Genomic DNA, 9,947 nt, shown 5'->3' with positions numbered 1-9,947 from the left:
TTGCCGCGGTCAGCGAGGCCACCGGGTTGCTGATCGCCGACACCGCAGGCGGATTCGACTACCGGACCATGGCGCAGGGCCTCGTCGAGCGGCACGGCGCGCTCAGGCACGTCATCGTCGACGGCGACCCGGGACCGTTCACCTCGTGGACCCAACTGCGCGATGGGACGACCACCGGCGCGCGGCCATCGGCACCCGATCCGGGATCGCCTGCGCTGCTGTTGGTTTCGGGCGGCACCACCGGCACGCCCAAGCTCATCCCCCGCACCCATGACGACTATGTCTTCAACGCGAAGGCCAGCGCCGCACTCTGCGGGCTCACCCGCGACGACGTGTATTTGGCGGTGCTGTCCGCCGGGCACAACTTCCCGCTTGCCTGTCCGGGTCTGCTCGGTGCGATGACGGTCGGCGCCACCACCGTTTTCGGCACCGACCCCAGCCCCGAGGCGGCCTTTGCCGCCATCGAACGCCACCGTGTCACGGTGACCGCCCTGGTGCCGGCGTTGGCCAAGTTGTGGGCGCAAGCTTGCGACTGGGAACCCGTGACACCAAAGACGCTGCGGCTCTTGCAGGTTGGCGGCGCCAAGCTGGAAGCCGAGGATGCCCGCTTGGTGCGCAGCGCATTGACCCCGGGCCTGCAGCAGGTGTTCGGGATGGCCGAGGGGCTGCTGAACTACACCCGGCTCGACGATCCCCCGGAACTCACCGAACACACCCAGGGCCGGCCATTGTGTCCGGCCGACGAACTGCGCGTCGTCGATGCGGAGGGCAACCCGGTGCCGCCGGGCGAGGAGGGCGAACTACTGGTCCGCGGACCGTACACGTTCAACGGCTACTTTCGGGCCGAGCGCGACAACGAACGCAGCTTCGACGCGCAAGGGTTCTTCCGCAGCGGTGACGTGGTGCGGCTGCGCAACGACGGCTATCTGGTGGTGACCGGTCGGGTCAAGGACGTGATTTGCCGTGGCGGAGAGACCATTTCGGCGGCGGACCTGGAGGAGCAGCTGCACAGCCATCCGACGATCTTCTCGGCCGCCGCCGTCGCGCTGCCCGACCCTTACCTGGGCGAGAAGATCTGTGCGGCCGTGGTTTTCGACGGCCCTGAACTGTCGCTGGCGGAATTGAACGGCTACCTCGACGAGCGCGGTGTGGCCGCGCACGCCCGCCCCGACGTCTTGGTGGCGATGACGTCCCTGCCCACCACCCCGATCGGCAAGATCGACAAGAAGGCGATCGCCGGCCAGGTTTCGTCGCGACAGGCGCCCGCCCCTCGGTGACGCGGGCCCAGCCCCCGTGGCCCGCGGTCAGCCCATCGCCGCGTAGAGGTCAGCCAACAGCCCCGCGGTCGTGGTGAAGTCCATGCACCGATCGGTCACGGACTGGCCGTAGACCAGCTCCCCGCCGAGCGATTGGGCGCCGGCGACCAGGAAGCTTTCCAGCATCAGTCCGGCGATACCGCGCTCGCCCCCGGCGATGCGTGCGGTCACCTCGGCGGTGACCTCGGCTTGGCGCACATGGTCTTTGGCCGAGTTGGCGTGTGAGCAGTCGATCATGACCTGCCCGGAAAGCCCGGCCTTGCCAAGCCGTTCGATGGCGCTGGCCACCGCGGCGGCGTCGTAGTTTGGTCCGGTGGTGCCACCCCGAAGGATGACGTGGCAGTCGGGATTGCCCATGGTCTCGACGACGGCCGCACGACCGAAGTCGTCGGTACCGAAGAAATTGTGCTGCGCCGCAGCGGCTTTGACCCCGTCGATGGCGACCTGAACGTTGCCATCGGTGCCGTTCTTGAACCCGACGGGCATCGACAGGCCCGACGCCAACTGGCGGTGCACCTGCGACTCGGTGGTGCGGGCGCCGATCGCGCCCCACGCGACGGCGTCGGCGATGTACTGAGGACTGGTGGGCTCTAAAAATTCGCACCCCACCGGCAGGCCGACGTCGATGATGTCGAGTAACAACCCGCGCGCGACGCGGATGCCCCGCTCGACGTCGAAGCTGCCATCCATGTTGGGGTCGTTGATCAGTCCCTTCCACCCGACGGTGGTCCGCGGCTTTTCGAAGTAGACGCGCATCACGATCTTCAGCCGATCCGCGTAGTCGGCGGCCATCGGCGCGAGCCGGCGTGCGTAATCGAGCGCGGCGACGGGGTCGTGCACCGAGCACGGGCCGACCACCAGCAACAGCCGATCGTCACCACCGGCCAGGATCGCCGAGATCTCGTCACGATCGCGCTGGACGGCCTGGGCGCGCCGGGCGGTCAACGGCAGTTCGGTGCGAATCACCGCCGGTGCCGACAGTTCCCGGAACGAGACGATCCGGTGGTCGGACGTGTCGATGGTCGCCGTCTCGTAATTGATGATGGACATGGAGGGTGTGTGCCTTTCTGTGCTGGCTCCCAGGGCACGCCCGCTGGTTCCCGATGCCCTGAAAAACGAAAAGCAGCGACCGTGTGGTCACTGCTGGGCTCCGGGTATCAGTCGTGCGCGTGCGTCAATCGGCCGCCGCATCGCCGGCTCCACCCGGAGCCACGATAAAGCGCCAATACGCGCGCACGCCGATAGTCACGTCGGCGAAGATACCACGTCGGGTCGGTGCGGCTGAAAACGCGTCGCGCCGCGCACGTGGTCACCGACAGCCACGAGTCCCGTCGGGGATCAAAACCGCGCTGGCCCAATCGAATCAGCGCAGATTCAGCGCGGCGATCTGGTCGAGGAATGCGCGCGCGGGGGCGGACGCACTCGCGGAGACCGCGACGCCGAGGCGCCGCACGGTCTGGGGCAGCAGCGGACGCACCGCGACGCCGGGCAGTTCTGGCAGGCCGGCGCTGGGCAGGATGCTCACTCCCAGGCCGGCGCGCACGATCTCGAGCGTCGCCGCGATCTCGCGTGCTTCGAAGGCCAGGTCGAATTCGACCCCGGCGCGGCGCGCGATCGGCATGAACACATCCGCACATCCGCCCGTACCACGAACGAAGGGTTCCTTGGCCAAGTCGGCGTAGGTGACGACGTCCTTGGCTGCCAGCCGGTGCTCGGCCGGCACCACCGCAACCATGTCCTGTTCGCCGAGGACGGCGACGTCAAGGCCCTTGCTGGGCAGGCTGACCACACCGGCTTCGGCGGCCCCCTGGTCGAGCCAATCCCGAATCTCTTGCTCACTACCCTCGAGCAGCCGGATGGTGACGGCCGGATGCCGCTGGGCGAACGCCCGGAGTTGGGGCGCGACGAGCGTTGCGGTGGCCGACGGCAGGCTCGCGAGGCTCAGCGTCCCGGTGATGTCGCCCGCCAGGCCGGCGACCTCGGTGCGCATCAACGTGAGGTGGCGCGCCGCCTCTCGCGCGTGCGTCAGCGCGATGGCACCCGCTTCGGTCAGGGAGAGCCCGTCTCGGCGGCGAACGAACAGCGGCAGGCCCAGCTCCTTTTCCAGCGTGGCGACGGTGCGGCTGACGGCCGGCTGGGATAACCCCAGCCGGCGGCTGGCCGCCGTGAAACCGCCCTGATCGACCACCGCAATGAACGTTCTGAGCTGCGCCAACGTCGTCATCGATCCTCCATAAGGGCAACGTCATCGCCCATAACAACAACGTTATGCAACATTTGCGTTCCAGAACGTTTCAGTAATCATACGAAGCCGTTGAAGGAGGACACCATGACCGCAAGGCGCGTACTGATCACCGGGGCATCGAAGGGGATCGGCCGGGCAGTCGCCGACCGGGTGAAGAGGTCCGGCGACATACCCGTCGGCCTGGCTCGCACCGCGCCCGACGACTTCCCGGGCGAGTTCTACGAGGCGGACCTCACCGATCGGGTCGAGACCGACGCCGCGCTCGGGCGCGTGCTGGCGAACGGGCGCATCGACGCGGTGGTCAACAACGTGGCCGTCGCCCGGTTCGGCCGCATCGGTTCGATCAATCTGGACGATCTGGCCGTCACGTACGACCTGAACGTGCGCGCCGCCGTGCAGGTGGTCCAGGCGGTGCTGCCCGGCATGCTGGTCAACGAGTGGGGGCGCATCGTCAACGTCACCAGCTTGACCACACTGGGCACCTCGGAGCGCACGCCCTACGCGGCGACGAAGGCGGCACTGGAAGCGTGCACCCGGATCTGGGCCGGCGAGCTCGCGCAGTCCGGCATCACGGTCAACGCCGTGGCGCCCGGGCCCATCGAAACCGAGATGTACCGCGCGCTCAGCCCGGCCGGCTCCGAGCGCGAAGCGCGTATGCTGCAGACGATTCCGCTGCGTCGCCTCGGGACACCCCGCGAGATCGCCCATGCGATCTGCGCACTGTTGGACGACGACGCCGGCTACATCACCGGTCAGATCATCCGAGCCGACGGGGGCGGCAGCATCGCGGCGTAACGACACCTATCGGCGAGCGGTGCGGCGGACTAGCCAGAACCGTTGGCGCGCAACGCGTCGATGAGTCGGTCCATCACCGCGCCGGCTTCCGCGCGGGCCCGACGATGATCGTCGGCGCGGGCGATGTAGAGCGTCGCCTCGCGCAGTGCTCCCATGATCGTCAGGGCGGTCACCTCGACGGGCTGGCGGGGAATACTGCCGGATTCGATGGCGTCGGTGAGCAGTCCTTTCACGAACCCGATGTTGTAGCGGTGGCCGATGTCGCTCCAGCGTTCCCATCCCAACACCGCCAGCGCCTCGAGCAGGACGATGCGCTGGATCTCGGGTTCGGCGCACGCATCCAACCAAAGTCCCGAACAGAGTCGCATGATCTCGACGGGATCGGAGTGTCCGGCGGCGGCGACCGCGTCGACCATCCGGGCGGCCATCTCCCCCTCGACGCGCTCGAACACCGCCGCGAATAACTCTGTCTTGTCGGCGAAATGGTGATAGAGGGCGCCGCGTGTCACCCCAGCGTTGCGGACGATCGTTTCCAGGGACGCGTCGGCGAATCCCACTGACGCAAACAACGGCCGGGCGGCACCGATCAACGCATCGCGTGTCTCAGCCGCGCGTTCGGCCTGCGTGCGGCGACCGCCCTGCGCCATCGACCCTTACCTTTCACGCCTCCGTAGGCATTCTCATACATACCGTATGAAGGTCCGGGATCGCGCGACCGACCGGTGTGGCGTCGTGTTCGGACCCGGCTCAGAACACCCTGAGCCGGCGAACGACATCAAGCGACGACGGGTCACCCTCCGCCTGCACACCCAACTCCCCCCAGGTGCCGCGCTGGGTCACCCAGCGCACGAAGGCCTGCGAGTCGGACGTGACACGCGCCCCGACCTCGGCGCGCGGGCCGATGTGCAGGGTGCGGGCGCACAGCCCGTCGAGGCGAACCTCCACGCCGGTGTGTAAGTCGTTGAGCAGCGGCACATTCTGCTGCGGCAGTGCCGCTTCGATCCAATCGAGGGTGGGGGCAAGCCGCAGCTCGTCGACGGGCGGCGGGTCCCCCGGCAGCGGCCCGTCGGGGGCAAAGAGGTCGCAGCGAGTGTGGATGAGTGATTCGAAGACGAAGGTTGTCGGCACCACCGAGGCCGGGTAGGTTCCGACGTCGCCGATGGGGATGTCGATGTCCTGACCCTCTATCGCAGCGAGCACCTCGAGCCCTCGGCCGCTGACCGATTCATAGTCGGCCACCACCTCTTCGGGGGTCATAGAACGTCGCGATTCCACATAGAGGTCGGCCGCGCGTTCGGCCGGCAAATCGCCGGGACTGGGCAGCCTCGACGGATCGACAGCCAGCCAGAAGCTGCACGCCATGTGCGACACGAGGTCTTGCACCGACCAGCCCGAGCAACCACTGTCCTTCGCCCACAACGGATCCGGCATTTGCGAGCAGAGCTCCAGAACAATTCTGCGTTCTTCCGCTATGGCGTCGAGCGTGGCGCTCATGAGGACCCACCTTTCAGATACATACTGTATGTATTAACATACACACTGCATGTATGAAGTCAAGGCGATGTCGATATTGAGGCCGTACCGGGTCAGCCGGTGCCGAGGAGGCGTTGCTTCTGCGTCGAAAGTCATTGCGCTTGGCCAAAACCGGTGCAGGTAGGGGCAGTGAAATACTCACACCGCCATCCGGTGCCCATGACCACCAGCCGTCACGGGTCGACTGTCGTGGGGTACTCGGGTTGCCAACGCACCTGCGCGATGCGTTCGGCGAGCTCTGCTTCGCTGCGCGTCGGGGCGACACCGTCCGCGACCGCCTGCACGGCGACGGCGTGCGCGATGCGCACGGCGACATCCGGCACGTCCGACCACGCCGGTAGCAGCGGCTGGTCGGGGTCGGCGAGGGCGGGCGAGGCCTCGCCCAAGGTCTGCGCCGCGACGCGCATCATCTCGTCGGTGACCCGGGTCGCCTGAGCCGCCGTCACCCCGAGCCCCATCGCGGGAAAGATGTAGACGTTATTACACTGCGCGACAGCATGTTCCACGCCGTTGCGGTGTAGCGGCGCGAACGGCGAGCCGGTGGCGATCAGCGCCCGCCCGTCGGTCCACTGATCCAGCTCGGCGGGGCGCGCCTCGGCGCGGCTGGTGGGATTGGAAAGCGGGAAGATGATCGGCCGGTCGGTCTTACCGGCGAGCTCACGCACGATGCTCTCGGTGAAGGCACCCGCGGCGGTCGACAGGCCGAGCAGCACGCCCACGTCGACGCGGTGGACGACGTCGGCCAGCTGAGCGGGACTTGACAGACCCCATTGCGCGACGCGGGCGGCAGGCTGGGCGAATCCGCGCTGCGCATCAGACAGGTCGGTGCGGTCATCGGTGAGCAGGCCGACGACGTCGACAACCCAGATACGCTGCGAGGCAGCCTGTTCGGACAACCCTTCGTTCATCATCTGCCGTCGAATCATGTCGAGCACTCCGATACCGGCCGAGCCGGCGCCGAGCATCACGATCTGTTGCTGCGAGAGCGGGCGGCCGGCGACCTTGGCGGCGCCGTGCAGCGCTCCGAGCGTGACGGCGGCCGTTCCCTGGATGTCGTCGTTGAAGGTGAGCAGCTTGTCGCGATAACGGGCCAGGATCGGCAGCGCATGCGTGGTGGCGAAGTCCTCCCACTGCAGCAACACATTCGGCAACTGCTCGCGCACCGCGGCGACGAACTTGTCGATGAACGCGTAGTAATCCTCGTCGTCGATGCGCCGGTGCCGCCAGCCCAGATATTGGGGATCGTCGAGGAGCTCGCTGTTGTCGGTACCCACGTCGAGCACGATCGGAAGCGTGCGCGCGGGATCGATGCCACCGATCAGGGTGTAGAGGGACAGTTTCCCGATCGGGATCCCCATGCCCCCGATCCCCTGATCGCCCAGGCCGAGGATACGCTGTCCGTCGGTCACCACGATCACATCGACCTCACGTTGCGGCCGGTTGTTCAGTACCTCGTCCAGGCAATCACCCTCGGTGTAGGACACGAACAATCCCCGAGGCCGCCGGTAGATCTCACTGAAACGCTGGCAGGCCTCACCCACGGTGGGTGTATAGACGACGGGCAGCGCCTCGGGAATGTGGTCGCGCAATACGCGGTAGAACAACGTCTCGTTGCGGTCCTGCAATGCCCGCAGATAAATGTGTTTGTCGAGATCGTCGCGCCGAGTGGAGAATTCGTGCCAACAATGCGCGGCTTGCTGCTCCAGCGTCTTCACCGTCGTCGGCAACAGACCCAAGAGACCCAGCCGCCGGCGCTCGGCTTCGGTGAAGGCGGTGCCCTTGGTGGTCAGCGCATCGAACAGTCTGGCCGGACCGCGGAGCTCATCGGGCATCGTCTAGGTCCCTTCTTTGCGACTCTCGCGAAACGGGAAACGGCGGTGTCCAGATCATCATCGATCATCGAGGGCGCTTTGTCTGCTGAGCCCTCGCGGCTTCGGCCCCGCGTGGCTCGCCTTTCGATGGGTGCTCAAGGATTGAACCCGCGCGTCACGCAGTTTGCTGCGGGCGCCACGGTTCTCACGATTTTTGATCCCCGAGTTGTCGTCGGCAGCGACGTAGGGCTCAGTGCCGCCGCACTTTTGGTGGATCGCTTGATTGTTTGCCCGCATCAGCGGCGCAAGAAATCTTTCACTGACAGTATTCCAATACGGCCGTGCATCACGATATGGTAACCCAGGCGCCGTTTCGGCAGGTCCGCAAGCATCACGTGGGGCCTAGTCAAGATTGCGCCGGCTCTGTGGGTGGGAATCGACAGGTTGGGTCATCACGTCGAGATACATGCTTGTTCGAGTCGTAGTTCCGTGTTAACGACGCACGAATTAAATGACCCCGCGTGTCGACTACCTCACACGAGCACACGACCGGTTGGCAGAACTTCCTGTGCGATTGCGGGCCCGAGAGGGGAACTTTATGATTGCGCCGCGGAAGGGTCGGCGAGTCATTTGTCTGCGCCGCTTGACGATATGCGCATCACCGGCTGACAACACCCTGAGCCGCACCGAACGTGCGCATTGTTCGACGCAGCGTGGCGCGAGGCACTTGCTGGGCCCGCGGAACCGGACCGCTTCGGCAACCGACTTACTCAGCAAATCACCTGCGTTGCCGCTAAGGTCATCCGGACCGGCGTCGCCAGCTGACGGACGAAAGGTAGCGCATGTTCTTGGGCACAGTTGAGGACTGGACAGCCGAGGGCACCGTCGTCTCCTGGTACCCCACTGCGGCTACCCATCGGCGCGCGGCCGAAGCCCAATACCATCCCGCCCCGGTGAGTTATCAGCAGGCGCAGCATCTTCGCTATTACCGCCGGCAGGTCAGTCGCGGCCGCGACATCCCGCGGTTGTGCATTGGGGCCTGGGAAATCAGCGGCACCTGCGACATCGATGCGATGACCCAAGCCGTGAATAGTCACCTCCGGCGACACGACACCTACCACGACCGGTTTGACTTCGGCGACAACGATGAGATTCTTCGCTATGTCATTCCCGACCCGGAGCTCATCACCTTGGCTCCAACGGATCTCGGGAGGATGGCGCCGAACCAGATCCGCAAACTGCTTCTCGATACGCCCGATCCGCTGCAATGGGACTGCTTTACCTTCGGCATCATTCAGGCCCAAGACCGGTTCACCATCTATATCGCCGTCGACCACCTGCGCGCCGACGGCATGTCGGCGGGGGTGATCTTCCTCGACATCCAGACCATGTACTACGCCGCGTTGCAGAGGGCGGAAAACCCGCTGCCGCCGGCCCCGAGCCATCGCGAATACAGCGCGAACCAGCACGCGTACACCCGGGGCCTGAACGAGGAGTCGCCCGAGATCCAGTCGTGGCGGGCGTTTCTCGCGGCGAACAATGGGGCGCTCCCGAAATTCCCGCTGGAACTGGGTGAGTCGAATGCGGACACACCGGGGGCCATCGACGTATTCGACCTGATCGATGACGACCAGGGCCGCCGGTTCGAAGCGGTGTGCCGCGCGGCGGGCGCGCGTTTCAGCGGTGGCGTGTTCGCCTGCGCCGCGCTGACCGAACACCGGTTAACCGGCGCCGCAACGTATTTCGGACTCACTCCATTCGATAACAGGCGGGAGCCCGCGTACGCCACCGCGGTCGGTTGGCTGGCCAGTTTCGTCCCGTTGGCGATTCCGACCGCCGGTGCGTCGTTCGCTGAGGTGGTCAGCGCCGCCCAGGCGTCTTTCGACGGCAACACCGCCCTGGGCGCGGTCCCCTACTACCACCTGCTCGAATCCACCGATCCGTCGAACCCCATCGAGGTTCCCGACCGCCCGGTCCCGATGCTGTCCTACATCGACATCCGCAAGTTGCCGTTCGGCGGCTACTTCGACGGCCTGCGCGCCGGCGTGTGGGGCGACAACCGGCTGTCGGAGACGGTGTGCATGTGGGTCAATCGCATGCACGACAAAACGCAGCTGGTGGTCGCCTACCCGGGCACCGACGTCGCCCGGAAATCCGTCCTGCGCTACGTCGAGACGATGCGCGCCGAATTCACCCGGGTGTGCGAGGCCGGACCGCATATCGATGCGTGATGCCCGTCCCGTCCTG

8 protein-coding genes are annotated in these 9,947 nt (G+C 66.3%); 3 read left to right on the top strand and 5 right to left on the bottom strand.

Going from position 1 to position 9,947, the window contains the following annotated elements; all coding sequences use genetic code 11:
* Positions 1 to 1,277: (2,3-dihydroxybenzoyl)adenylate synthase (locus A5646_RS22545; protein WP_082984820.1), on the top strand; the 1,277-nt coding region annotated here is incomplete at its 5' end.
* A gap of 27 nt (positions 1,278 to 1,304) precedes the next feature.
* On the opposite strand, the gene A5646_RS22540 is transcribed toward A5646_RS22545, so the two are convergent.
* Both A5646_RS22540 and A5646_RS22535 read right to left on the bottom strand, forming a co-directional pair.
* Entirely contained in the window at positions 1,305 to 2,366 is a 1,062-nt protein-coding gene (locus A5646_RS22540; RefSeq protein WP_066867800.1) for a 3-deoxy-7-phosphoheptulonate synthase, read from the bottom strand.
* A gap of 313 nt (positions 2,367 to 2,679) precedes the next feature.
* Entirely contained in the window at positions 2,680 to 3,540 is an 861-nt protein-coding gene (locus A5646_RS22535; protein WP_067024315.1) for a LysR family transcriptional regulator, read from the bottom strand.
* Between the two features lie 105 nt (positions 3,541 to 3,645).
* Here A5646_RS22535 and A5646_RS22530 point away from each other — a divergent pair, with 105 nt between their 5' ends.
* A complete protein-coding gene (locus A5646_RS22530; RefSeq protein ID WP_066878427.1) occupies positions 3,646 to 4,356 on the top strand; it encodes an SDR family oxidoreductase in 711 nt (236 codons plus the stop codon).
* Positions 4,357 to 4,385: 29 nt separating this feature from the next.
* Here the strand turns inward: A5646_RS22530 and A5646_RS22525 are convergent, their stop codons facing one another.
* The 3 genes from A5646_RS22525 to A5646_RS22515 all read right to left on the bottom strand — a co-directional run bounded on the left by A5646_RS22525 (position 4,386) and on the right by A5646_RS22515 (position 7,721).
* Positions 4,386 to 5,003, bottom strand: a complete 618-nt coding sequence (locus A5646_RS22525) for a TetR/AcrR family transcriptional regulator (protein WP_067024311.1) — start codon at positions 5,001 to 5,003, stop codon at positions 4,386 to 4,388.
* A 100-nt stretch (positions 5,004 to 5,103) separates the two neighbouring features.
* Positions 5,104 to 5,850 carry a maleylpyruvate isomerase family mycothiol-dependent enzyme gene (locus A5646_RS22520; RefSeq protein ID WP_082984819.1) on the bottom strand — a complete coding sequence of 249 codons (747 nt, stop codon included), beginning with the start codon at positions 5,848 to 5,850 and terminating at the stop codon, positions 5,104 to 5,106.
* Between the two features lie 212 nt (positions 5,851 to 6,062).
* Entirely contained in the window at positions 6,063 to 7,721 is a 1,659-nt protein-coding gene (locus A5646_RS22515) for an NAD-dependent malic enzyme (RefSeq protein ID WP_067024305.1), read from the bottom strand.
* 821 nt (positions 7,722 to 8,542) lie between these two features.
* On the opposite strand from A5646_RS22515, the gene A5646_RS22510 reads away from it, so the two are divergent.
* Positions 8,543 to 9,931: a condensation domain-containing protein gene (locus A5646_RS22510; protein WP_067024302.1), complete on the top strand. Its 1,389-nt coding sequence runs from the start codon at positions 8,543 to 8,545 to the stop codon at positions 9,929 to 9,931.
* Positions 9,932 to 9,947 lie beyond the last annotated feature (16 nt).

The organism is Mycobacterium sp. 1245499.0 (genome assembly GCF_001673615.1).
GTDB lineage: Bacteria > Actinomycetota > Actinomycetes > Mycobacteriales > Mycobacteriaceae > Mycobacterium > Mycobacterium europaeum_A.
The sequence above is the reverse complement of the archived record's forward strand: the minus strand, read 5'-3'. Positions and strand labels throughout refer to the sequence as shown.

What these genes read in the sequence shown, in the direction of transcription:
- A5646_RS22510 (WP_067024302.1), top strand. Translation starts at nt 8,543, where the DNA reads ATGTTCTTGGGCACAGTTGAGGACTGGACAGCCGAGGGCACCGTCGTC.
- A5646_RS22540 (WP_066867800.1), bottom strand. Translation starts at nt 2,366, where the DNA reads ATGTCCATCATCAATTACGAGACGGCGACCATCGACACGTCCGACCAC.
- A5646_RS22530 (WP_066878427.1), top strand. Translation starts at nt 3,646, where the DNA reads ATGACCGCAAGGCGCGTACTGATCACCGGGGCATCGAAGGGGATCGGC.
- A5646_RS22525 (WP_067024311.1), bottom strand. Translation starts at nt 5,003, where the DNA reads ATGGCGCAGGGCGGTCGCCGCACGCAGGCCGAACGCGCGGCTGAGACA.
- A5646_RS22535 (WP_067024315.1), bottom strand. Translation starts at nt 3,540, where the DNA reads ATGACGACGTTGGCGCAGCTCAGAACGTTCATTGCGGTGGTCGATCAG.
- A5646_RS22515 (WP_067024305.1), bottom strand. Translation starts at nt 7,721, where the DNA reads ATGCCCGATGAGCTCCGCGGTCCGGCCAGACTGTTCGATGCGCTGACC.
- A5646_RS22520 (WP_082984819.1), bottom strand. Translation starts at nt 5,850, where the DNA reads ATGAGCGCCACGCTCGACGCCATAGCGGAAGAACGCAGAATTGTTCTG.